Origin of the sequence: Candidatus Methanosphaera massiliense, from assembly GCF_028890305.1 — an archaeon.
GTDB lineage: Archaea > Methanobacteriota > Methanobacteria > Methanobacteriales > Methanobacteriaceae > Methanosphaera > Methanosphaera massiliense.
The window spans coordinates 1,435,929-1,461,775 of the sequence record NZ_JARBXM010000001.1 but is presented as its reverse complement, the minus strand read 5'-3'; the positions used below and the strand labels follow the sequence as shown (position 1 = coordinate 1,461,775).

The 25,847-nt window shown below is 31.1% G+C and carries 21 protein-coding genes; 14 read left to right on the top strand and 7 right to left on the bottom strand.

Annotated features, from left to right (window positions below):
* Nucleotides 1-5: 5 nt before the first annotated feature.
* From OTK55_RS07015 to OTK55_RS07005, 3 genes are all read right to left on the bottom strand, one after another.
* Nucleotides 6-1,565, bottom strand: coding sequence for a radical SAM protein (locus tag OTK55_RS07015; protein WP_274871459.1), 1,560 nt, complete (start codon nt 1,563-1,565; stop codon nt 6-8).
* A gap of 127 nt (nt 1,566-1,692) precedes the next feature.
* A complete protein-coding gene (locus OTK55_RS07010) occupies nt 1,693-2,160 on the bottom strand; it encodes a MarR family winged helix-turn-helix transcriptional regulator (RefSeq protein ID WP_274871787.1) in 468 nt (155 codons plus the stop codon).
* A gap of 85 nt (nt 2,161-2,245) precedes the next feature.
* Nucleotides 2,246-3,637 carry an MATE family efflux transporter gene (locus OTK55_RS07005; RefSeq protein WP_274871458.1) on the bottom strand — a complete coding sequence of 464 codons (1,392 nt, stop codon included), beginning with the start codon at nt 3,635-3,637 and terminating at the stop codon, nt 2,246-2,248.
* A gap of 379 nt (nt 3,638-4,016) precedes the next feature.
* On the opposite strand from OTK55_RS07005, the gene OTK55_RS07000 reads away from it, so the two are divergent.
* Nucleotides 4,017-4,475: a phosphopantetheine adenylyltransferase gene (locus OTK55_RS07000; RefSeq protein ID WP_274871457.1), complete on the top strand. Its 459-nt coding sequence runs from the start codon at nt 4,017-4,019 to the stop codon at nt 4,473-4,475.
* A gap of 34 nt (nt 4,476-4,509) precedes the next feature.
* On the opposite strand, the gene OTK55_RS06995 is transcribed toward OTK55_RS07000, so the two are convergent.
* Both OTK55_RS06995 and OTK55_RS06990 read right to left on the bottom strand, forming a co-directional pair.
* A complete protein-coding gene (locus tag OTK55_RS06995) occupies nt 4,510-4,683 on the bottom strand; it encodes a hypothetical protein (RefSeq protein ID WP_274871456.1) in 174 nt (57 codons plus the stop codon).
* Complete coding sequence (locus tag OTK55_RS06990; protein WP_274871454.1) at nt 4,680-4,862, bottom strand: class III signal peptide-containing protein; 183 nt, start codon at nt 4,860-4,862, stop codon at nt 4,680-4,682. The genes OTK55_RS06995 and OTK55_RS06990 overlap by 4 nt, the downstream gene beginning before the upstream one ends.
* 160 nt (nt 4,863-5,022) lie before the next feature.
* On the opposite strand from OTK55_RS06990, the gene OTK55_RS06985 reads away from it, so the two are divergent.
* Both OTK55_RS06985 and OTK55_RS06980 read left to right on the top strand, forming a co-directional pair.
* Nucleotides 5,023-6,162: a UDP-N-acetylglucosamine--N-acetylmuramyl-(pentapeptide) pyrophosphoryl-undecaprenol N-acetylglucosamine transferase gene (locus OTK55_RS06985; RefSeq protein ID WP_274871453.1), complete on the top strand. Its 1,140-nt coding sequence runs from the start codon at nt 5,023-5,025 to the stop codon at nt 6,160-6,162.
* A 55-nt stretch (nt 6,163-6,217) separates the two neighbouring features.
* Nucleotides 6,218-6,931 (top strand): metal-dependent hydrolase, encoded by a 714-nt coding sequence (locus OTK55_RS06980; protein WP_274871452.1) that lies wholly within the window; start codon nt 6,218-6,220, stop codon nt 6,929-6,931.
* A 267-nt stretch (nt 6,932-7,198) separates the two neighbouring features.
* Here OTK55_RS06980 and rqcH read toward each other — a convergent pair whose 3' ends face one another.
* Nucleotides 7,199-9,214 (bottom strand): ribosome rescue protein RqcH, encoded by a 2,016-nt coding sequence (gene rqcH / locus OTK55_RS06975; RefSeq protein ID WP_274871451.1) that lies wholly within the window; start codon nt 9,212-9,214, stop codon nt 7,199-7,201.
* A gap of 329 nt (nt 9,215-9,543) precedes the next feature.
* Between rqcH and OTK55_RS06970 the strand changes: the two genes are divergently transcribed.
* The 9 genes from OTK55_RS06970 (at nt 9,544) to OTK55_RS06930 (ending at nt 21,399) form a co-directional block, all read left to right on the top strand.
* Nucleotides 9,544-10,410, top strand: coding sequence for a cation diffusion facilitator family transporter (locus tag OTK55_RS06970; RefSeq protein WP_274871450.1), 867 nt, complete (start codon nt 9,544-9,546; stop codon nt 10,408-10,410).
* A 284-nt stretch (nt 10,411-10,694) separates the two neighbouring features.
* Nucleotides 10,695-15,440, top strand: coding sequence for a glycosyltransferase (locus tag OTK55_RS06965; protein ID WP_274871448.1), 4,746 nt, complete (start codon nt 10,695-10,697; stop codon nt 15,438-15,440).
* Between the two features lie 130 nt (nt 15,441-15,570).
* A complete protein-coding gene (locus OTK55_RS06960) occupies nt 15,571-15,843 on the top strand; it encodes an EMC6-like membrane protein (protein ID WP_274871447.1) in 273 nt (90 codons plus the stop codon).
* A gap of 83 nt (nt 15,844-15,926) precedes the next feature.
* Complete coding sequence (locus tag OTK55_RS06955; protein ID WP_274871446.1) at nt 15,927-17,354, top strand: asparagine synthetase B family protein; 1,428 nt, start codon at nt 15,927-15,929, stop codon at nt 17,352-17,354.
* Nucleotides 17,355-17,459: 105 nt separating this feature from the next.
* Entirely contained in the window at nt 17,460-17,675 is a 216-nt protein-coding gene (gene gatC / locus OTK55_RS06950) for an Asp-tRNA(Asn) amidotransferase subunit GatC (protein WP_274871445.1), read from the top strand.
* Nucleotides 17,663-18,160 (top strand): hypothetical protein, encoded by a 498-nt coding sequence (locus OTK55_RS06945; RefSeq protein WP_274871443.1) that lies wholly within the window; start codon nt 17,663-17,665, stop codon nt 18,158-18,160. Before gatC ends, OTK55_RS06945 begins: the two co-directional genes overlap by 13 nt.
* A gap of 13 nt (nt 18,161-18,173) precedes the next feature.
* Nucleotides 18,174-19,205 carry a homoserine dehydrogenase gene (locus OTK55_RS06940; protein ID WP_274871442.1) on the top strand — a complete coding sequence of 344 codons (1,032 nt, stop codon included), beginning with the start codon at nt 18,174-18,176 and terminating at the stop codon, nt 19,203-19,205.
* 152 nt (nt 19,206-19,357) lie between these two features.
* Nucleotides 19,358-20,116: an NADAR family protein gene (locus OTK55_RS06935; protein WP_274871441.1), complete on the top strand. Its 759-nt coding sequence runs from the start codon at nt 19,358-19,360 to the stop codon at nt 20,114-20,116.
* Nucleotides 20,117-20,199: 83 nt separating this feature from the next.
* Nucleotides 20,200-21,399 carry a cofactor-independent phosphoglycerate mutase gene (locus OTK55_RS06930; RefSeq protein ID WP_274871440.1) on the top strand — a complete coding sequence of 400 codons (1,200 nt, stop codon included), beginning with the start codon at nt 20,200-20,202 and terminating at the stop codon, nt 21,397-21,399.
* A 96-nt stretch (nt 21,400-21,495) separates the two neighbouring features.
* Here OTK55_RS06930 and OTK55_RS06925 read toward each other — a convergent pair whose 3' ends face one another.
* Nucleotides 21,496-21,849: a PadR family transcriptional regulator gene (locus OTK55_RS06925; protein WP_274871439.1), complete on the bottom strand. Its 354-nt coding sequence runs from the start codon at nt 21,847-21,849 to the stop codon at nt 21,496-21,498.
* 762 nt (nt 21,850-22,611) lie between these two features.
* Between OTK55_RS06925 and OTK55_RS06920 the strand changes: the two genes are divergently transcribed.
* Nucleotides 22,612-24,618, top strand: coding sequence for a hypothetical protein (locus OTK55_RS06920; RefSeq protein ID WP_274871437.1), 2,007 nt, complete (start codon nt 22,612-22,614; stop codon nt 24,616-24,618).
* Nucleotides 24,619-24,818: 200 nt separating this feature from the next.
* Nucleotides 24,819-25,796, top strand: a complete 978-nt coding sequence (locus tag OTK55_RS06915; protein ID WP_274870513.1) for a transposase — start codon at nt 24,819-24,821, stop codon at nt 25,794-25,796.
* Nucleotides 25,797-25,847 lie beyond the last annotated feature (51 nt).

Here is a 25,847-nt window from a genome sequence, read left to right as displayed (position 1 = left end):
TTTTATTATTCACATGATCCACAGTTATAACATCCATCTGTTTCACACCATGGTGTTATTTCTCCTGCTTCTACTTTTTTATATTCTTTTTTGAGGAATGAGTTTTTTATCCCCACGTCTATTTCGTGCCATGGTAGGGTGTAGTTTTCTTTTTCTTTTTCTTCGTTTATCTTGTATGCAAGTTTATGCCAGTCTTTGAATGCTATTTTTTTTCCTATTTTCAGTAGGCTGTTTAGTTCTGCTCCGCTGTTTGTTAGTACGTATTGTATTGTTGCTTTTTTAAGGTTTTCTTTCTTGTTTCTATGTTTTAGTCTTGTGCTGTATTTCTTGAATTTGTCGTATAGGTCGTCGTAGTCGAATCCCATGTATTGTAGTGGTGTGTGTGGTTTTGGTATTAGGGGGTTTACGCTGGTTGTTATTGTATTGTAACGTACTCCTTTTGAGGTTAGTTGCCTTAGGAAGTTGATTAGTTCCATTATGTCGTCTGTTGTTTCTCCTGGTGTTCCTAGTAGCAGGTACATTTTGACTTTTAGTTTCAGTGCTATTGCTCTGTCTACTGTGTGGTATATTTCTGTGTCGGTGATTGGCTTGTTTAATTTCCATCGTTGTTTTTGTATTGTTTCTGGTGCGATGGTTATTGTTTTCAGGCCGCTTTGTTTTAGTATTTCCAGTAGTTCGTCTGTCACTGATTCTATTCTTAGTGATGGTGTTGCTATTTGGAATCCTTCCTGTGTTAGTTCCCAGCATAGTTCTTCTATTTTACTGTAGTCGCTCACTGCTTCTCCTATTAGTGCTACTTTGTTGTGTCCTGTTACTTGTCTTGTTTTTTCTGCTGTTTCTAGCAGTGTTTTTAGTGGTGTTTCTCTTCTTGGCCTGTACATGCATCCACTCATGCAGAATCTGCATCCTCTTGTGCATCCTCTGGATACTTCTAGTAGGAATGCGTTGTCTCCGAATGCTGGCATGAATTTCTTGTTGTCTGTTTTTGTTACTATCTGGTATATTGGCCGCCATGCGTCTTTCATGTTTTTTACTTGCTGTATTTTTGCTGGTTCTCCTGGCTTGTATACGCCTGGTATGTCCAGGAAGTCGTAGATGTCTGCGCGGGGGTTGTTTGTATCACTTCTTACGTCGATTATTTTGTCTAGTGTTACTTCTGCGTCTCCTATTACAAAAAGGTCTACGAATGTTGATATTGGCAGGGGGTTTGATGCTGCACATGGTCCGCCTGCAATTACCAGTGGATCTGTCGGTCTTCTGTTTTTACTTTCTAGTGGTATATTACTGCGTTTGAGCATGTCTATCATGTTAAAGTAGTCTTGTTCAAATTGTAGTGTGAAACTTACTATGTCAAAATCTGCAAGGTCTGATCTTGTTTCTATGCTCTTTGTCTGCGGATATATTACTCTTTCACAGTATATGTCTTCTCTGGCATTCAGGTAGTCGTAGATGATATGATAGCCCATTGATGACATAGCTACTCTGTATATGTTAGGGTAGCATGACGCGAATCTTGTGATTACTTTTCTCGGATTTTTGATTACTGTATTGTATTCTTCTATCATATAATATACCTTATCAGTCTAGTTATTCGTATTATATATTGTGTATTTCATTATTATTATAATAAGATAGTATAAAATATGGGTGGAGTTTTAAAATTAGCTTTTTTTTTTAAAAGAAGTAAATGGTTTAAAGTTTTTCTTTTGTATTAATGGAGTTGATTGTTATCTTGTATAATACCTGTTTTAGGTTATGAATATCTTCCTTTGTTAAAAAGTTGCATACCGTGTTTTCCCATTGATTGTCGAGGTCATCTATCTTTGATGCTAGTTTTTTACTTTTATCTGTGAGGTATACGAAATTTCTTCGTCTGTTGTTTTCGTCTATTTCTCGTTTTATTAGATTTTTATCTTCAAGGTGTCTTATTGACCTGGCTACTGTTCCTTCGGTTAGGTAGAAGCTTCTTGCTATGTCTTGCTGTGTTTTTTTTCCTTCTGTGTATAATTTCATGATTATATGATATTCGCTGACATTTATGTTGTATGGTTCCAGTTCCTTTTTCAGTGCTATGTGGTGTTGTCTGCCTATTAAGTCAAATATGAAGTTTATTGGAAATTGGTCAATTGTATTTTCTGTAAAGTTTTCTGGTAATTCCATGTTTATCACAAACTCTCTTTGATTATATTTTAGTTTTTTCTTTAATGTTTAATATAGTTTAAAAAAAAGTGAAAATGAGGATGGTTTATGTTCTGTATTTTCTTATTCTTCTCATGTATCCTCTAAATACTATTAATCCTATTATTGAACCTAGTAGTGCTCCTAGTATCATTCCATAGTATATTCCGTAGTGTCCTGTGTGGAATATGAATAGGAATATCAGTGTGAATACGAGTACTAGTACAAGTTCTCTTAGCACTGTTAGTATTAGTGATATTGTACCTTTTCCCATTCCCTGGAATACACATGCGCAGCTGAATCCTATTGGTATTGCTACAAGGAAGAATGATAGTATTCTTAGTATTTCTGTTATTATCGGACCTAGATTTGCACTGGTTTCTGAGTAACTAAATAGTAGTGCTAGCTGTGGTGCAAATAACTGTATGATTATCACAGCTATTACTGCTACGATTAATGATATTTTCATTGAGTAGTAGCATGTTGTGTTTACTTTATCATAGTCGTGTGCTCCAAACCCTACTCCTGCTACTGTGATTGCTGATGTACATATACCTACTGTTGTCATCATGAATACTTGTATGATACTGAATGCTGCTGTGAATCCTGCTACTATTTGGGTTGATGCTACCATTGCTATCAGTGCGTTTAGTATTATTGATATGAGTGATATTATCAGCTGTTCTACACTTGCTGGTATGGATACACTCATTAATTCCTTCATTATTTTGTTGCTGTATTTGAATTGTTTTCTGGATAGGTCTACATATGTGTCTTTTTTGATGAACATCCAGTATATCATCAGACATGTTGCTACTAGTGCTGATAGTATGGTTGCTATTGCTGCTCCTTCTACTCCCCATCCTAGTGTGTATATGAATATTGGGTCTATTATCATATTTAGTATACCAGTGAATGCCAGTGCTAGAGTTGCTCTTTTCACATCTCCTTCTGCTCTTAGTTCACTGGATAGTATTCCGTTAAATATGATTGTAAATGATCCTAGGGTTATTATTGCTGCGTATGGTTTTGCATATTGCATTACTGATGATGCTCCCATTGCTACAAGCATTGGATCTAGGCATGGTATTACTATTATTATCAGTAGAATTGATATTATTATTCCAGTCAGTACTCCGTGTAGTGCACTGTTACTTGCGTTTTCTCTGTCATCTGAGCCTATGTATCTGGATATTAGTGAATTTGCTCCTGCTCCAAATCCGTTTGCTAGTCCACCGTATATAATAAATAATGGTGTTACAAATCCTAGTGCTGCTAGGGGATCAGATCCTAATCCTGATACCCATACTCTATCAACCATGTTATATACCATGTTTAGTACTAGTGTTATAATCATTGGCCATGCTATGGCTCTGATAGCTGCTTTCGGGTCTCCCTTTATTAATTCTATTTTCTCATTTGTATGTGCTTCATCTTTTAGTTCTATCTCAGGACTCAAAAGCTCACCTCTCCTTTTATTTGATTTTCCCAATAACACTTGTATTTCAAACTATTGCTTATACAAGTATTACTGAATAATTTTTATGATTAATTATGCAATTGATAAAAATTAACTAAAAAATAAAATTGATTCTTTACATCACAATAGTTGCCTATGCAATGATGTATTTAAAACTTAAATCATTCATACTATTTATACTTTACCAAAAAACATACAAAACAATACAGGAATACAACAAAAAATAACATAACATCCAAATTAAGTACACATAACCTCATATTATCCACGAAATTATTTATATAAAATAAATAACAAAAATAGATTTAACGTTGAATGATATATCATCATTTAATCAAATAGGAATTAGAGGTTTTTAATGGAAGAAACATATAAAAAAGTAGCTGTCGGCGGAACTTTTGATAAGCTACATAAGGGTCATGAGGCACTTATAAGAACAGCCTTTAAAATGGGGGATTGTGTACTTATAGGTATAACCTCTGATGAATTTGCTAGTAATAAAAGCCATGACATTGAATCATGTCAAACTAGAATAAAAAGATTAACTAATATTATCAGTGATTATGATAAAGAATATGAGATTAAAGAAATAGTTGATCCTAGTGGAACTGCTGATAAAGACCCTGAATTAGAAGCAATAGTTGTTAGTGAGGAAACCGAGCAATCCGCGGTAAATATTAATAAGATTCGTATTAAAAATGGATTAGACCCATTGGATATTATTGTTATTGAATGGATTTTAGCTGATGATGGCGTACCTATTTCATCTACACGTATTCGTAAAGGTGAAATAGACCAGAAGGGTAACTTATTATAATCTCATATTCCTTATAATCTCTCTTTTTTTTATCTTATATCTGTGATAGAAAATTATTTCTACTATTTATTATCACTGTTTTTGTATGATTTGTTATAGTGTTTAAGTAGTTAGTCGTGTAATAAGCTGCTACCAGCACTATCATGCTCATTGAGGCTAGTATTAATATTAGCTCTGCACTTGTCTGTCCCTTGTTATCTAGTTTCATTTGCTTGTTGTCAGATTTTGTCTTATTTGCTGTGCATCATCATGTGCACTGAATGTGTTACCGTTTGAGAAGTAGTTTGAGTATATTTCCAGTGCTACAAGTGCTATGATTATCACTCCCCCGAATAGTAGGATGTATTCTGCTGCTCCTTGTCCTGTTTCGTCTTCTAGTATATTCATAATTTTCACCTCCATAGTATTACTACATATTACTATTAGTAATACAAATTATAAAAGTATTACTTTTTATACTTAATAGTAATACGTATGTTGATGCAGACAATTAAAACGTTTAATATAATACTTCCAAACAATATTATAATATCAGGAGTAAAAAAACATGAAAATATTAATATTCACCTGTGGAGTAGGTATAGGACATGCATCACGTGATTTAGCCCTAGCAGAACAACTGAAAGAACACGGCCACCAAATAGAATTTGCAAGCTATGGCTCAGGACTACACTACTATCAAAAAAATAACTACAAACCATACCATCTGCCCGAAATGAACTTTCAAGCATCAGACGGAGGAATAGATGTCGAGGAATCATTAAAACAATCAAAAGACATACCATTCACATTCCTAAAAAGCATGTACAAAGAAGCAAAAATAGTAAGAAAAATAAAACCGGACCTGATACTAACAGACTCAGATTACTCAGCACCAATCATGGCCAAATTTCTAAACATACCCTGCTATATAATAACCAATGACCTGACATTCGGATTCTCCGACTCAACAAATGCACATATAGTAAAATACTTTGAAAAAAGCGTAAGCAAATTCATAATGGAAATATCAAAGGGATGCCAGAAAATACTGGTGCCGGACATACCAGGATCAATTGAAATACCCGAACAACTCAAAAACAAATCACAATTCATAGGACCACTGCTGCACAAAGACGTTGATATAATAGAATCCAAAGAAAAACTACGGGAAAAATACAACGTAAAACAGGAAGATACAGTAATCGTTGTGACAATAGGCGGAAGCAACTTCGGAAAAAAACTACTAACAAACATATGTGAAATATCAGATAAAATAAAAGCAGATAAAATATTCATGTTCACAGGACTAGAAATAAATCCAAACTCCTTCAACATACCTGAAAATGATGAGAAGATAATCATCAGACAATTCACATATGACCTGATAGAATGGATGAAACTATCAGACTTGACAATAGCAATAGCAGGACATACAACATCAATGGAATTACTATCAATCAAGAAGCCAAACATACTAATACCACTGAATAACCACGTAGAACAAGAAAAAAACATAGCAAGAATGATGGAATACAATATAACAGAAAAAGCATCAATTAACAACAAGGAAGAACTACTGACAATAATCAACAACACACTAGACAATCTGGACCAAATAGAAGTAAACAAGGAATCATACGAGGACTTCATACAATATAATGGAAAGGAAAATGCATTAAAATTAATTGAAAATGTAAATATATAGAAAAAAAGAAAAATAATATATATCATTAAAATAATTGAAAGGGGATTGATAATATATGAAAATAGAATATCTAGGACATTCAGCATTTAAAATAATAACAGAAGAAGGATTAAAAATATTAATAGACCCATTCATAAGCAGTAACCCTGCATGCACAACACCGGTCGAAGAACTAAAACCGGACATAATACTAGTAACCCATGGACATTCAGACCACTTCGGAGATACACTGGAAATAGCAAATAACTCAGGAGCAACAGTCATAACAACACACGAACTAGCAACATTCGTACAGAAACAGGGATTCCATGCAATAGGCATGAACATAGGTGGATCAATATCCGTAAACAACCTGATAAACATTACAATGGTAGATGCAAGACATACCTCAGCAATAGACTTCATGGAGGATTTAGAAGAAGGCGGAGTATCAACAGGATTTATCATAACATTAGAAAGCGGAAAGAAAATCTACCATGCAGGAGATACAGGCCTGTTCGGAGATATGAAAACAGTGATAGGAGACATATACAAGCCGGACATAGCATTACTGCCAATAGGAGATAAATTCACCATGGGAATAGAGGATGCAGCAATAGCAGCAGCATGGGTACAGGCAAGAATTGTAATACCAATGCACTATAACACATTCCCAGAAATAGAACAAGACCCGGAACTCTTTGCAAAATTTGTTGAAGATGAAAGTATAGGCACATTCACAGTACCATTACAGCCGGGTGAATCTTACAGTGAGGATTATGAAGAATAATTCTCATAATAACTAAACTTTATATATAAACAAAAATAAATTTTTATAATAGTAGGAAAGGTTTAACTAAATTATATCCTATATCAAACCTAAAGAATATTGAATAAATCAATACTCTTAAAAACAATAATCTTTCCATACTAATTTAACTTTTTTTAACAAATAACTTTTTTATTAATTATAACTGCTAGTTAATATAGTATATTATTAAAAACATGTGATAATATCAATAATATAAGTTATAAAAAAAATAGGGAAGTTGAGAATTTACTTATTAGCGTACTTCTGATTATATTCTCTAATATCCATGATATCACATTTACCGCTTGGTAAACTACGTACAATATCATCAATACTAAAGTTCTTGTCAGGGTCAATAATATGTAATATTTCCTTAGATATACGTTCTTTTTTTGTAAAACCTGGCTTTATGACAACAAATTTATCAGTCATACGTTTAACACATTCTACAGGGCCGGACATTATCCTCTTATCATTATCATAATCAACAATACCTAAACCTACCAGAACAGGCACGTTACGTATGAAATTCTTTTTACCTCTGATGACAAATGATCCCTTTTTAAGAAATTCACCGCTTTGAGGAGTTTTAGATACTTGGTCCATATTCACCCAGTAAGCATCATATGAACTGAATCCTTCTGTCCAGGCACTGCTAAAACTACTAGCAAAACATGCTGCATCATACAAGGTGGTCTCAGGAATTTCATCATCGCCAGTATTCTGCACTATTGTTGAAGGTGCACCATGAATATCACAGTGGAAGTATATATCATTAGTTTTAGAGTAATGTTTAACTACTTTTTCATTACTATTAGCATCTCTACCGCCGATTACAAGATAGCCATCCCTGCTAATAAACCAGCGTAACTTTTCATACCATTTAAGCTCTCTTCTTTCTTTATGCTGCTGTTTTTCTTTTAGTTCATCTATTGCTACTTCTTTCTTGTTTTCAAGTTTTTTTATTTCATTTTTAGTATTCTCTATAGCAATATTTACTCCATCTATTTTTCTTTTTGCCTTTTTACCCTTATTATAGTATTTCTCTGTGCTTTCAGGTATGCCTATTTTTGGGTCTATTTGCACATGAGTATCATCTAATTTAAGACTTAGAATTCCCATTTTATCAATGGATTCTATCATATCTAATCCCTGAACACTTTTATCCTTTTTAGCCTTCTTGATGATTGTGGATATTTCCTTCCAGGAATATTTTTCTCTTGCCTGTAGTATGATATCAATTACTTCCTGTATTTCATTATAATGGGCATATATTGTATCTCCTTTATGTTGTGTGTCTTCAATTGTCTTATAGAATCCTTCCAGTGTATCTTCCTGCATCTTCAGACGTTTCTCATATTTTCCTATTCTCTTAGCCCATATTTTTTCTTCTTTTGATTCTACGTCTTTCACAATCTTCTTACTGTAGAATTCGTCAGCTGCCTTGTTAAAGCTGTCAAATGTTTTCTTTTCATAGTCCTGGTACTTGTTTAAGTCTATTGGTACAAAATCCTTATCTTTAGGTTTTCCATCTTTTTCTTCTATGATTATCTGTGGATTTGGATGATTTTCTATCTTATCTAGTAATGTTTTTATTGCATTGTCTAGTTGGATGATTTCCTCGTCTGTTATGTCCTGTGCAGGTTTCTGTTTGTCTATGTTGGTGTAGCTTATTATTTCCTCTGCATATAATCCTCCTAATCCGTTTGTTGCAATGGTTCTTGTTATATCTTTATCTGATTGTTTTATGATTTCCCGTAGTTTCTCGGGATTTGTATTGTTTATGTTTATTCCCTTTTCTGGCGGATACTTGTATTTTTCATGAGATGTTATCTTTCTGTCATGCCATTGTCTATGTTTTAGGGGTGATATTATGTTCTTATCCTTATCTAGTAGAATAACATTTCCTTTACTGAACAATTCAACAATTATTGTGTATTGTTCCTTTTTCTGAACATTTATTTCTAGTATTCTGTCAAAGTTATGCTGTTTTATGGATGTTATGCTTCCGCCACTTAGATGTTTTCTTAGCAGCATCGGAAAGTTTGGTGGTATTGTAGGATTTGGCTGCGGATAGTCTGTTAAGTGTATTCTTACTCCTGCTTGTATTACAAGGTCTTTTCTTCCTTCTCCAGCCTTTCTTATTTTTATCCTTATTGTGTCGTTTGCCGGCTGATATGCTTTATCGATTCTTGCATCTACTAGTTCATTGTTTAATTCTTTTATTATTGTATGAATGTCTACATTTGACATTGATTTCATATTTTACTGCACCCCTTTTATTCATTATTCATTTATATTATATTTTTGATTCTTATCTTAATTATAAGTATATCCACATAGACTTTATGATTACATATTATTTCGCTTTTTTGTACTCTGATTTTTTTATCCTATTATATTCAATATATTTAGCTTAGCCTAATCTTTTATTCTTTTAAACAGTACTGGTTTAGTTATACTTAAAAAACAATATTTATATACTGTATTATTTTCTAATATTAGATTAATTACTGGAATTTAGAATACTGGTTAAATTATTTATTAATTATGTGATTATGGTGGTGAATATGGGGACTTATTATAAAAAAGTGAATAGAATATTAATTATAGTATTCTTCTTTAACTTATTTGTAGCTGCTATTAAGCTGGGATATGGTTATCATGCTAATATATTAAGTATAAGTGCAGACGGATATGATTCATTATTCGATGCTGTATCTAATATTATTGGTATCGTTGCTATGATGATAGCCTGTAAGCCAGGTGATTCAGAGCACAGGTATGGTCATTCTAAGATTGAAACATTTGCATCCATACTTATTGCAATATCATTATTGATTGTAAGTTATGAGATTATAACATCAGCTATAGATAGATTCAATGGTGTTGGAATTCCTAGTGTAACACTGATAAGTTACATTGTACTCCTGGCTACTGTTGTTATAAATTATATTGTGTCATTATATGAAAAGAGAATGGGTGAGGAATATAATAGTGACATATTGATTTCTGATAGTAAGCATACTAGGAGTGATTCACTTGCTACACTGGTAATTATTATCGGTTTAGTATTTATACAGATGGGTTATGTTATACTTGACCCAATACTATCCATATTTGTAGCAATTCTCATATTAAAGGCTGGAATTGAAATATTATATAAAAATATTAATGTTCTCATGGATAAATCAATAATCTCCGAGGATAAAGTAAGACAAACTGTAGCATATATTAAGGGAGTTCGAGATGTTCATAATGTACGTTCAAGAGGTACACATTCAGCAATATTTATGGACATGTACCTAGTATTAGATGATGACTTAAGCTTAACAGAGGCTCATAAAATATCCCATGAATGTGAAGATGCTATTAAAAAGGAATTTCCAGAAGTAATAGATATAATTATTCACATAGAACCATTCGAGGGATTAAAGGATAAAAAAACATATGAATAAATACAGCATGTTTTTATCTTCATTTCCCTATTTTTTTTAAATCTTATTATGCTAATTTTATAATATTACACTTAAACCAACTATTTTTCTTAATTACATAATTTTTATATCCTGATTCTAACAAACATTAAACTAACATAAAACTATTAGACTAAAAAATAAAACTCTAATAGAGTAATCAAGTTAATGAAGATACAATACAAATCTAACATTAACAATGATTACAAGGATATTTAATTTTTAATTCTATGATATTATAACAATTAATATAGGGGAGTAAAAGTTTGGAAAAAGATAACATTCACGTATATGATGCATACTATGAGGATTATGAACTGCTTAAACAATCAAAATTCTTCGACAGCACCTACTACTACAACAATAATCCAAACATAACCAGTAAAGACATACCAATTCAATACTTCCTACTACATGGAAGAACAGAACTATGTCCTACAAGCAGATACTTTAGCCAGGAATGGTACCGGGACGCATATCCTGATGTGAAAAGATCAAAGATGAATCCGCTCATACACTTCTTAAAGCTCGGAATAGACGAGAAAAGAAACTATAGATATGACAGAATAAACTTCGATGAACACGAGGAATATAAAAACAATGAAAAAATACAAAGATACTATAATAAAATCTATGATTCAACACTATTTGACACTAACTACTACCTAGAAAACTTGGATGAACCAATAGGAGACATGGATCCAATAATACACTACATATTAATAGGTGCAGAAAAAGGATTAAATCCATCCAGATTCTTCAACACCAAGGAATACACAAACAACATAGCCGGGGATAAAATAACAATAAACCCGCTATATCACTACCTGGAATATGGAAATACAGCATCATACAGGGCATACCCATACGCAGGAGAAGTAAAAGATAACTTTGACACACGCTTCCATGGAATACTATCACATAAAATCTATAACCACTTACAGGACAAGGTATCAATCATCATACCGATATATAATGCATACGAGGAAACTAAGGAATGCATCAGAAGCGTACTATTAAACACGCATATAAACTATGAATTAATACTCATCAATGACTGCAGTACAGATCCGCGAATAAATGTACTGCTAAACTATGTGGAGGACATACCATTTGTCAGAATAATACAAAACAAGCAGAACCAGGGATTTGTGAAAAACATTAACATGGGTATAAAAGCATCAACGGGAGATGTAGTGCTATTAAATAGTGATACAATAGTAACACCTAGATGGTTATCTCAGATAGTATTATCCGCATACCGTGATGGTAGAATAGCAACAGTGACACCAATTAGTAACTCATCAGATATAGCAGTGCAAGAGCTAGGAGAAACCAATGACTTATTATATCTGGATAAAAATGCACGTCAAGTAAACAAGCTTTCAAAGGAGGAATACATTCAAAGTCCGACAGGAAATGGATTCTGCCTATTTATTAAGCGTGTGGCAATAGATGATGTGGGCTTATTTGATGAAATATTTGGCAGGGGATATGGTGAGGAAACAGATTTCACATCAAGGGCAAGAGAGAAAGGATGGAAAAACATACGTAACACATCAGTATTTGTTTATCATAGACGCCATGCCTCATTCACAACAGAAAAAACAGCAAAACTAAAACAGGCTAATAAGAAGATAATAAGACAAAGACATCCAGATGTATATGATTTATGGGATGAATTTGTTGACTCAGATAAACTAAAAAACTCATTAAATCGTATGAAACAGCATATAAAGCCATACAAGGATTCTGAGAGAATATTATACGTTACACGTATGAATGATACAGAACCATACCTGGATAAGAACTTCTATGAAATGTCTAGGCACTACTACTGTTACATACTAACAATAGATTATGATGAAAATAAACTAGCACTACAGATATATAACCATATAGGTACATTCATCACAGTAAGACAATGGGCAATAGACCAGATAGAAGACTTCAAAACATTCTACTTTAACATCCTAGTAAACCTGAAAATAGACATGTTATATGTAAGACACTTCTACAACTACTACAGGCCAGATCATACAGAGCAATCAGAATTCATGAAACTAGTCACATACATGGAAATAGAAACATTATACGAGGGATTATACTTCAAGGATGAAGAACTGTTAGATGTCATAGAAAACACATTAAATCCGCAGGATTCATTCGAAGACATAGTAGAACAGAAAAAACAATTCATAGATTTCACAGATAAGAAAGTAGCAGTATATACGGCAGTAACCGGAAACTATGATGAATTAATACTGCCAACAGTAATAGAACCGGACTTTGACTACATATGCTATACAGATAACCCTGAACTTAAATCAAACTTCTGGCAGATTAGAATGATGGAAGATCTGGACTTGGATGAAATAAGAAAGGCAAGACACTATAAAATACTTCCACACAAATACCTGGCAGACTATGATTATACAATATGGATAGACTCCAACTTTGATGTTATAGGTGACATAAAACACTACATTAACAAATACAATAAACATGGAAAACTACTAGCAATCCAACACGAGGAACGAAACTGTATATATGATGAAGCAGAGGCATGTAAAAGACTCAAAAAGGATTCACCAGAAATTATAGATTCACAGGTGCAGAAATACAAAGAGGAAGGACTGCCAGCACATAATGGATTAATAGCAAGTGGAATACTCTTCAGGAATCATCATGATAGAGAAGTAATAAATATCATGGAACAATGGTATAACGAAGTAATAAATCATAGCCGTAGAGACCAGATAAGCTTCAACTATGTATGCTGGAAGAATAACTTCCAATATGATAAAAGCGATATATTCTACTTTAAAAATCAATACTTCCAAAGAGTACTGCATCAAACACAATCAAAACTAGAATTAAAATATGCATCAAAGGAGTTAGATCCTATAATTGATGAAATGCAGAGGAAGACATTAATAATCATACCAATATACAATGCATACGAGGAAACAAAGGCATGTATAGAATCAGTGAAGAAATATACACTGTTACCATATGAACTGGTATTAATCAATGACTGCAGTACTGATTCAAGAATAGAGCAATTACTAACAGAGTTATCAAAAGAGGATAATGTATTCTTTGTGAATAACCAGTCAAACCAGGGATTTGTCAGAAACATTAACATAGGATTTAGCATATCAGGTGATAAGGATGTTGTGATGCTAAACAGTGATACAATAGTCACATATAAATGGCTGCAGAAACTGAAATTTGCAGCATACTCTGATTCAAAGATAGCAACAGTGACACCTGTATCTAATAATGCTGGAGCATTCTCTGTACCTGTAATTAATAAGGATAATATCATTGATGAAGAATTAGGAATACAGGGTACAGCTAATATAGTAGAGAAGATTAGTGATAATGTACTTATTGATGTTCCAACAGGTAATGGATTCTGTATGTATATTAAACAGGAAGCATTACGTGATGTAGGACCATTAGACCTATTATATGGTAAAGGTTATGGTGAAGAAAATGATTTCTGTATGAGACTAGTAAATGCTGGATGGAAGAATGTAGTAGATACATCAACATACATTTATCATAATCGTAACGTGTCATTTGGTGAAGAAAAACAGAAATTAATAGATAAACATAAAAACTATGTTAAAAAACGACATCCATCATATAAGAAACGAGTAAATAATTTTGTTAAATCACCTTCATATGCTAATATAAGAAGACAAATAGGCTATACTCTACAGTCAGATTGTAAAGATAAGTATAATAGGAAGAGAATATTATACGTGATACACCAAGGAAAGGGCGGCACATTATATACTAGTGTAGATCTTATGAGGCATATTAATAAGACAATGGATGTTTACCTTCTTACAGCTAGCAGAAAAGACTTTAAACTGTATAAGTACAGTGATTTTGGTAGCGATGAGGGAAATGATGATGAATTTAAGGGTCATCTATTCCAGTTAGCATCATGGAATTATAAGTCAAAATATTCAATTAAAAATCCACGAATTAAGGAGTTTGCAATAATATACTTCAATATCCTAAAAATATTGCATATAGACATAGTTCATATAAGACATCTTATAAGACACTCATTTGACATGCCATACATTGCACGGGCAATGGGTATTCCAGTAATATTATCATTCCATGACTTCTACTATGTATGCCCGGCACATAACTTAATTGATGACAAGAATAATTACTGCGGAGGACACTGTACGCCAATAACCAGTACAGATACCTATGAAGGACAATGTAATATTACAATGGGATTAGATGCTCCATTACTAAAACCGTTCATCACTACTTGGAGAAAATATGTTAGTGACATGTTATCATGTTGCTCAGCTTTTGTAACAACATCCAAGTCAGCATATGATATCTATAATGAATTCTATCCTCAATTAGGTGATGAGGAGTTTGATATTATAGAGCATGGACGTGACTTAAAAACACCTGATAATGTGGATAAGATTATACCACCACTTGATAGTGAGGAACCTATACGAATTGTTATTCCAGGTAATATTAGTGCAAGTAAGGGCGGATTATTTATTAAAGCTATGAAAAAGTTTGATGTAAATAATAAGCTGGAATTACACTTTATAGGTAATGTTAATCCGGATTATCATCTAGAAGAGGTGGGTGTACTTCATGGACCATATAAAAGAAGTGAGTTTTGCAGGTTAGTATATGAGATTAATCCACATTTAATTGGTATATTCTCAATATGGCCTGAAACATACTGTCATACTTTATCTGAATCATGGAGCTGTGGTGTTCCAGTTGTATCGATGGATATTGGTGCATTAGGTGAGAGAATTCATGCTAATGGTGGTGGTTTCCTAATTTCAGGTAATCCGGAGAAAGCATATCATCAGATAATCAGTATTTTTGATGATTATGATAATTACTTGAAGGTTGCCCGTGAAATACAGGAAATACAGTTTAAATCTACAGAACAGATGGCTGATGAGTACTTAGACATTTATAGGCGTCATTTGATTAGAAAATAGTTAAATTATTGTTATCTATTGAATTATTATACTACTGTCAGTTTTCTGTTAATAGAATAAAGTATATTAATAATATTATAGAAATCTATATATAATCTGATTTAGGGAATAATATAAAGACGTTGATATAATGGATGAAGTAAGTATAATGTCCTATGAACATATCATAGGCGGAATTGTAGCAGGAATCATATCATATGCTTTCAGTACAGGAGTATTACCTATAACTAATGAAATGTTAGGTGTACTAATATCTATTGTAATTGTATACTTATTAGGTAAACTGGCTGAAAGTAAATACGGAAGAGAAAAGATATCATTAGGATCATGGATTACTAATGGTATATTACCATTTTATTTCATGTGGTTAGTAGTTTGGATCATGCTTTTAAATTATTTATAAATTAATTATTTATTTTATCTAAATTACTATAACCACCCATAATAAAACTTTTTTTAATAGAATCTATTTAGGGTAATATTTTTATGTGTTCAATTGCTGGTATTAATGGAGTAAATGTTAAAGACAGATTACTATGTATGCTAGATGTTTTATCCCACAGAGGACCTGATGGAAAGGGCGTTTATTCAGGTACCCGGATAGCATATAATAGTCAGGTAGATGATATTAATGACTCGGATTTTATGATTGGACATAATTTATTATCAATTGTAGGTACAAATGAATTACAGCCTATTGTTGCCAGCAATCTGGTATTAGTATCCAATGCTGAATTATATAATTATAAGAATCTGATTGATGAATTTAATTTAACTAATCTAAAAACTAACTCTGATTGTGAGATTATCTTAAAGGTTATTGAACACTTCTATGATGATGATTTAAAGGACGCTGTTTTAAGAGCTATACCCTTCTTTGATGGTGATTATGCTTTTTGTATTACGGATGGCGCGGATTATATTGTTATCCGTGATTGTGTTGGTGTTAAACCAGTATACTATGCATATGATGATAATACATTTGCATTTGCATCTGAACAGAAGGCATTAAAGGAAATTGGCATGACTAGTATTTATAATCTTAAGCCTACCTGTATGATATATAATGATGATATAGTGGAGGTACGCTCACAATGGAAGCATGCGGAGCCATACACAGATTATGATTATGCTAAGGAATCTTTAAAGGAAGCAATAATAGAAGCTGTTCTTAAACGTGTAGATGACCTGGATGATGTGGCATTATTATTTTCTGGCGGTGTAGACAGTACACTGATTGCTACTATACTAAAACAGTATGATGTTGACACTACATTGTATACTATTGGCACTGAAAATAGTCAGGACTTAAAAGTAGCAAGAAAAACAGCATCAAATATAGATTTACCTATAGTAACTAGGATAATTGATAAGGACGTGGTGTTAGATGAATTCTGTCCTACAATAGATACAATTGAAGACAAGAATCTTATGAAAATAGGGGTTGGCATGACAATTAAGCTAACATCACAGCTAGCACATGAAAATAATCATAAAGTCATATTATCAGGACAAGGAGCAGATGAATTATTTGCCGGATACAATAGATACAAGAAAAAATACAGCCAGCAAGACGAACTAATCAAAGAACTAGAACATGACCTTAACAATATCTATGATGTTAACTTAGAAAGAGATGATAAGGCAACAATGAGTAACTCAGTAGAACTAAGAGTACCATTTCTTGACAAGAAGGTGATAAACACAGCACTGCACATGCCAGTAAAGTACCTCTTAGATTCAGCAGAGGATAACATGCGAAAACATATACTTAGAGATGCAGCATATGAAATCGGTGTACCAGAACAGATAGCATACAGGCCTAAAAAGGCGGCACAATATGGTACAGGAATTGATAAAATAATCAGAAAAAAAATTATTAAAAAAGAACCCTACAAGAGTATAATTAAATAAAATAGAAGCTATATTATATAAATCTATTTAAATTAAAATAAATATAATAAATAACAATAGCGTATATTAATAATAACACTAAAAAAATACAAAGGAGCATTATGTATGGAAATAGAAAAAGAAGCAGAAAATATATTGAAAAAGTTCTCAGATGTATTAGATCAAATACCAGATTTAGAAGAAACACAATACATGGTAGATAATCTAAACAGAACACGAGAAGATGAAAAAGTAGAAAAAAATCCTGAAAAAATCTTACGTAACGCTCACGTTGATAAACAGGGCAGTGTAATAGCCGAGAAGGGGAAATGGACAAAATGAGACTAAAATTATTAATAGAATTACCAGATACTCCTGGGCAATTAGTTAATATTTTACGACCATTATCAGGGTTAGGTGCTAATGTATCCACTATTATACATGAACATGATAATAGAACCGTTGATGGTAAAATACCAGTACACTTCACAATAGAAGGATCACGTGATATACTAAAAAGAGGTCTTGAAGTAATCCGTGCAGAAAATATAGATATAGTGGAGATAGATGGTGTATTACAGAAGGAAACACAGACATTCCTACTATTAGGAAATATTTCAACAAATAACATGATGGATACAGTGCATAAAATTGACCAACTAAAAAACATTAAAATCTCTAGCGTCGATCTTAACATAGGTAATGACCTTAAAGAATCTGTATGTAAAGTAGTTATTGAAACTAGGAATAATAAACGCTTAGAAGCTATTCGTCAAATACAAGAAATTGCAGATGAAGACGATTTAGTATTAATTAAGGAAATCTAGGGGAGTTAATTTGATGAGTTCAAATAAAATGAGATTATGTATTCTTGGTTTTGGAGCTGTTGGACAGGGACTAGCAAAAGTAGTACAGATGAAGCATGATGAATTAATTGAAAGATATAATCTAGATTTAGTGATTACTGCTATATCTGACAGATCAGGAGCTGCAATAAATCCTGATGGATTAGATCCACAACTAGCTTTAGATACTAAAGAAGAAACTGGAAAAATAAAAGATTACCCTGATTATGGTGTAAGTGATATTGATGGTATTGCAGTATTAGACAAAGCAGAATATGATTGTCTGGTAGAAGTAACTCCTACAAATATTGAAGATGGAGAACCAACTCAGTCACATATACTTAAAGCTATGAATGATAAGAAGGATGTTGTAACATCAAACAAAGGTCCATTAGCATTAAATTTCAAAACATTAATTGACACAGCACGTGAAAATAATATCAAATTCAGATTTGAAGCATCTGTTGGTGGAACAATGCCTGTTATTAACCTAGCAAGAGAATCATTAGCAGGTAACAAAATTCATTCAGTACAAGGTATATTAAATGGTACAACTAATTACATACTATCACGTATGGCAAATGAAGGAACAGAATATGAGCCAACACTTAAAGAGGCACAGGAGCTAGGTATTGCAGAGACAAATCCATACCAGGATGTAGAAGGATTAGATGCTGCATGTAAAATTGTTATCATAGCAAACTCTTTAATGGGATGGGATGTAACACTAGATGATGTATCACTACATGGAATTTCAGATATTTCATCAAATGCAGTTAAACTTGCTCTTAAAGATGGATATTTAATTAAATTAGTAGCAGAAGCAAATGATGGTAAATTAACTGTTGCTCCAATGTTAGTAAAAGAAGGTTCACCATTTGCAGTAAACGGTACATTAAATGTAATAACACTTAAAACTGATTTATCAGAGGATGTTACAGTTGTAGGTGTTGGTGCTGGTAGTATTGAAACTGCTTCAGCATTACTAAGTGATATAATTAGTATAGGAAAATATAATACAAATTAAATGTATTATATTCTGCTTCTACATTTTTTTATTATATCATATACTAAAAACTAATTTTCACTACTTTTTCTCGGGAATTTAAAAGAATTTAAAATAAATCTCTCGTAATAAATACAGATACAATAAAAGATTTAAAAGGAATTGATTAACTTATGCAAGATAATAGAAAATATATAGCACCTCCATGGATAAAATATCCGACAACCCCTCAAAATTCTAGTTTCTGGAAGACAGGCACAGGTGCAGAGTACCTTGTTAAATATAATAAACAAGTGGAAAACAGGACAGAATATGAAAAGTTATTCCCAGTAGCTCCAACATTCGCATCTGAGATAAGTCCGTCAGAATCATTAAATGATGATACAGTTAAGTATCTTACAAGTAAATCCAAGCCATTATTCATTAAGTTATGGAGTGAAGATGGTAGGCCCAAATATGATCTGGATGTTAATACTGCTGGTGAAAATATTTTCATGTATGATACAATATATAAGGATACTTCCTACCATATTCATATAGGCACTGGTACCTATTCCTCTGTTAAGGAGATTATTGAATTATCAGAAGAGGATTTCCGTGATAAACCATCAGTTGTATGGGATGAATTAAAGTATACAGTTTATCTTAATGCATTATATTATAAGATTATAGCAGATATTAATTTTACTAAGGAATTAATAAAAACTGGTGACCATCCTATCTTATTTAAGAGTGATAACCTGGAATTTGGTATTATCGAAGATGATGGTAAATACAGGGGTCATAATTATTTTGGTCTTGCAATGATGGAAATTAGGGATGTTGTCAAGGACGTGTTTAAAAATTATGACATGATTGACTGGGATATCTCTGGACAGCCATATAGTAAGGAAAGATGCATGTGTAACCATGTACACAACACAAAAATTTAAGGTTAACCTAAAAATTATGAAAAGAATTAAAAATATCTAATTAAATATAATAAAATAAGAAAATATAAAAATTAAGTGATTCTATGAAATACGTAATAGTAATAGCTGACGGAATGGCAGACGAACCAATAAAAGAAATCAACGGAGAAACACCCGTAGTACATGCAAACACACCAAACATGGACTTCATAGCAAAAAATGGATATACAGGATTAACAAAAAATGTACCAGATGGAAAAACACCAGGATCCGATGTGGCAAACACGTCAATAATGGGATTTGACCCATCAATGCTAAAAGGAAGAGGACCACTCGAAGCACCAAGTGTAGGAGTTGAACTAAATGATAATGACGTAGCATTCAGACTAAACTTCATCAACATTAAAGATGGAGCAATAAATGACTTCACAGCAGATCACATAACAACAGAAGAGGCAGATGAACTAATAAAAACATTAAATGAAAAATTCGGAGACATAGGAAAATTCTACACAGGAGTAAGCTACAGAAACCTCTTCGTAATCAATGACATAGAAATGGAAGATTTAACATCAACACCACCACATGATGTTGTAGGACAACAAACATCTGACAACAACCTAAAACCAGATAACGAGAAATCAAGAATAATCAACAAACTAATGGAAGATTCAATAGAAGTACTGGAAAACCATCCTGTAAACAAGAAAAGAATAGAAGAAGGAAAATTACCTGCTAATATGATATGGTTATGGGGACAAGGATCCAAACCAGTTATAGGCAACTTCCAAGAAAAATACGGATTAAAAGGAGCAACAATAACAGGAGTAGACCTACTAAAAGGTATAAGTACATACATAGGATTAGATGTAATAGAAGTACCTGGAGCAACAGCATACTTTGATACAAACTACCAGAACAAGGTTGATTATGCACTAGAATCTCTTAAAACACATGATGTACAATTCATACACATTGAAGCACCTGATGAAGCAGGTCATGAGGGTAACTTACCTGAAAAAATAAGAGCAATAGAAAACATTGACAGTATAATTCTTGAAAAACTATTAAAAGAATTACCAAATATAGATGAAGAATACACAATAGCAGTATTACCTGATCATCCAACACCAATTAATGTAAAAACACATACTATGACTCCAGTACCATTTGCAATCTACAGTACCAGCATAAAAGAACCAGATGCAACAGAAGTATTCTCTGAAGACATGTCAAAAGGAAAATATGGTACAATCGTTGGACACACACTACTAAGTGAAATGATTAAAATTAGTAAAGAATAAAAAAAGTTATTAATTCAACTATTATTTTTTTTTTACACTACTTCTTTTTTTTTATATAACTGTTTATATGAAAACTCTAATTAATTGATATAACCCTTATTCTGTTACTAATAAATCCAATAAAAAATCAAACCACATATCTGATTCTATAAATTCTTTTAATTGTAATCTAATTGTATGATATACTTCATAACCCTGTGGTGTTATCTCATATTCCTTAACCTTTTTATTATTATGCATACCCTCAGAACTAATAATTAAGCCATCCTCTTCCATACGTTTTAATACAGGATACATTTTACTAGCTCTTATAGGTGTCATCAAATTATGATCAATTTGAGGCTTAAAGAACTGATTAATTTTCTTTATCAATATATATCCATGTAATTTCTCTTTAGATAAAAACCACATAATCAATACACGTAAACCAGCATTACTAAGATTTTTCAAAATAATCTTATTATTTTCATTTATTAAAAGTTGAGTTTCATCATTTTCTATATTATTATCTGTAATATTAATGCCTCCACCAAGGGATTTTAAGCATGATTATATATTACTTGTATTTTTTATTTATTTTTTTTGATATAATCTGAAATAACAATTAGAGACATTACCAAAATCACCTAACTTTTATACAATAATATATCAATTCATAACGGATTCAGCTAATTTAAAAAAAAGTTAATAATATCACGTGAAAACTCTAACTTAAAGTTATTAATATTGATTTTACCAAATCTTTTTTAAAATATGATATAATTCAATAAGTATAATAAACGATGAAATAAAAGTACGACATACTATATTTATCTTGAAAATCTTCATTTAATTAATATTTTTCCCCTATTCTCTAAAAAATAATAATTAATCAATAGTATTATCTGTTAGGAGGTATACTATTAGAATATTTTTCTATTAGTTATTTTTAAGTAGTTGTTTACCATTTGGTTATTATTTCATTAATTGCTGTATGATTTATCGTTATATAAGAGGTATTACTAATAAAATTAAATATATTTAATATTTTTAATTGATATTACGTATTTAATCCATACTAATTATTATAAATGGTTTTGTAATGCTATATTTTCAAATAAATTATAATAATTAATAATGATAATTTTATATACTTTTGAGTAGTGATATAGTATTAGGTTTATTCAATTTAAACCAATGATTTTTATTATAAATCAGCAGGAGGGAAAAGAAATGAAAATTAACAAATTATTACTATTTATTATCCTGTTAATCTTATTAAGTTCTACGGCATTTGCATCAAATCAGATATATTCCGTATCTAATCAATCAAGTTATAATCATCATGTAAGCGATAATTCAATTTATTCTAATCAAATAATACATAATCATACCAATAATTTAGAGTACAATAAAGATAATAGTGCAATTAATTCTAATAAGAGTATTACTTCAAAAAAGAATACTAAACTCAATCATGATTCAATAAATACAAGCATAATTAATTCTTCTAAAAATAATTATATAAATAACAAAATTATCTCTATTAATTCAAATAATTCTACTAATTCATCAACTAAAATAATTAAAACTTCTACAAATAGTTTAGATGAAGTGTATGTTAGTAAAACTGGACAAGATTCTAACACAGGTAATAGTAGTTCTCCTAAAGCTACAATAAGAGAAGCATTAAGAATAGTTAATGATGGAGGTACAATATATCTTGATAATGGTACATACACAGAGTATAACATTACCATTTCAAAAAATATTAATATCCATGGAAACAGTTCTAATAATGTAATAATTAATGGAAAACAAAATCACATATTTACCATTGGAAATGGAAGTAAGGTTACCTTTCATGCTCTTACTATAACAAATGGTGTTGCTAATAATTCATCACTCAACTATGATATTGGTGGAGCAATACTAAATGAGGGTAATTTAATGTTAGATTCTGTTAAAATAACATCTTCACATGCATCTTATGGTGGAGGAATATTTAATAATGGAATTCTAATAGCAAAAAAATCAACATTTAAAGGAAATACCGCATCAAGTAAGGGTGGTGCAATATATAATAATGGAACATTAAATATGACTAGATGTACTTATGATAAAAATATAATATCAGAGGGTAATACTATATATTATGGAGGTAGTGCAATATATTCTCGAGGTATTATTTATTTATCTGATAACAATTTTACAAACAATAACCATTCTCCTATTTTTATTAAATCTATACATTATGTTGAACTCAATACTATAACATCTTGTATTTTTACAAATATTAATAGGACAACAAGTTGTATATTTTGTTCCTACACTAAATTATTCCTATCAAATTCAATATTTAAAAACAATCACGCATCAGAATATTCTGAAATAATTTATTCGGAATCTTCTACAATAAATATGGAAAATAATACATTTATGAATAATTCAGGAGATAATAACCACTTAATAACTAGTTTTTTCAGCGACGTAGCAATTAATAATTTGACATGCGAAAATAATTCATGTAATAACCCAAATGGAGTCTTCTATATTATTAAATCCAATATTCAATTAAACAATAGTATTATCAAAAACAATATAAATAAAAATAATAGTATAATTAACTTCAAATCTGGAAATCTATCCATTTTAAATTCAAATATAACCAATAATTCTGCTAAAGAAAATATAATTTATTCTAATAATTCTATTATAAATATTAACGAGTCTAATATCAATAATAATACAGTAAACAAATACGGATCTATTTACACAACTAATTCTTCTATAAATATTGATGATTCACGTTTATGTAATAACCATGCTACTATGGGTGGTGCCATTTATTCAATAGATTCAGATATTGAGATTAATAACACAATATTTTCCAGTAATCATGCTAAATGTGGTGGAGCAATATTTCACATGGGTAACACACTTCTTAATATTAACAATTCCTCTTTTTATAATAACACAGCTACAGTATACGAAGGTGGAGCTATATATGGAATGTATCCCTACTTATACATTGAATCATCTAATTTCACAAATAACTATGCTAACACAACAGGCGGAGCAATTTCATTAGAATCAAGTGATCTTTCATCAATAGAAAAATCAATATTTTTAAATAATACAGCTAATAAAATCGGAACAGCAGTTAACATAAAAAGAGGCAACTTCGATTTAACAAACAACGTCATAATATCAAATACTAATAAAAACTTGGCTTTGTAGAAAACATATAATTTTATAATAAAAATCTTTATGAAAACATTATCAGATCTTTTAAAATTAAATTATAATAGAAAATAGATAATTAAATAAAAAAATTACACTTGAAATTAATCTAAATTATAAAATCAAAGAATAATAATAAGTTTAAAAGTAATACAATAAGAATAAGTATTTATTTAAAGAGTAGAATAGATATAAATATGCTAAACGAAAATATCTATTCTACAAATAAGTATTTGAATTCTAAACAACTTAAACTTTTCGATTTTGGAATTCAAAGACAAAATAATAATTATTTATCAGAAATATCCAAAAATGAAAAAATAAATTTAACACACAATATGATGTTAGATTTCGTATTAACAGCATATAATTATGCTAAATTAACTTTTAACAAATATTCATCACACTATTCAAAGAAAAAATACACACAACCACAATTATTTGCAATAATAGCTTATAAAATATACAATAAATACGATTACAGAACAACAATTGATAATCTAAACGTATCAACTAAATTACAGAAAGCTTTAAGACTAAAAACGATACCACATCACACAACAATTCAGAAATTCTTCAAAAGAATAGAAACAAAACAAATAAACAATATTAACAGACTATTATTACAATATTTCCCTGTGAAAGAGTGTTATTTCAGTTTAGATGGAACAGGATACACTAATTCCTATTCAGACATCTATTACAACAATAGAACAAATAAAACAAGACGACAATACATAAAAAACCATATCACAATCGATTCAAAATATATGTTAATAAGACATTACAATGCTTTAAAAGGACCAAAATTCGATACAGTATTTGCAATAAGTGCAATTAGAGCAATAAAGAAGTACAAACCACGGTATATATTAGCAGATAGAGCATATGACTCAGAAATAATTAAAAAAACAATAGTAGAAGAAACAACAGCATTACCACAAATACCTGTGAAAACTAGACAAAAATCAGGAAAATATAGGAGTAAATGTAGAACTATCTTCTTAAAACCAGTATATAACTTCAGAAATCAAGTAGAATGTGTGAATAGTATTCAAAAAAGAAGATTTAATGGAATAAACAATAGTAGATCTACGAAATTACAAATAAAAGAAACAAAATTAAAAAATGTGTTTTATAATATTTATAGATCTATTCAAATTTTGCAAAAATAGGATTTCTACAAAGCCAAAAACTTAATATCATTTGATGACAGCAGTATATAT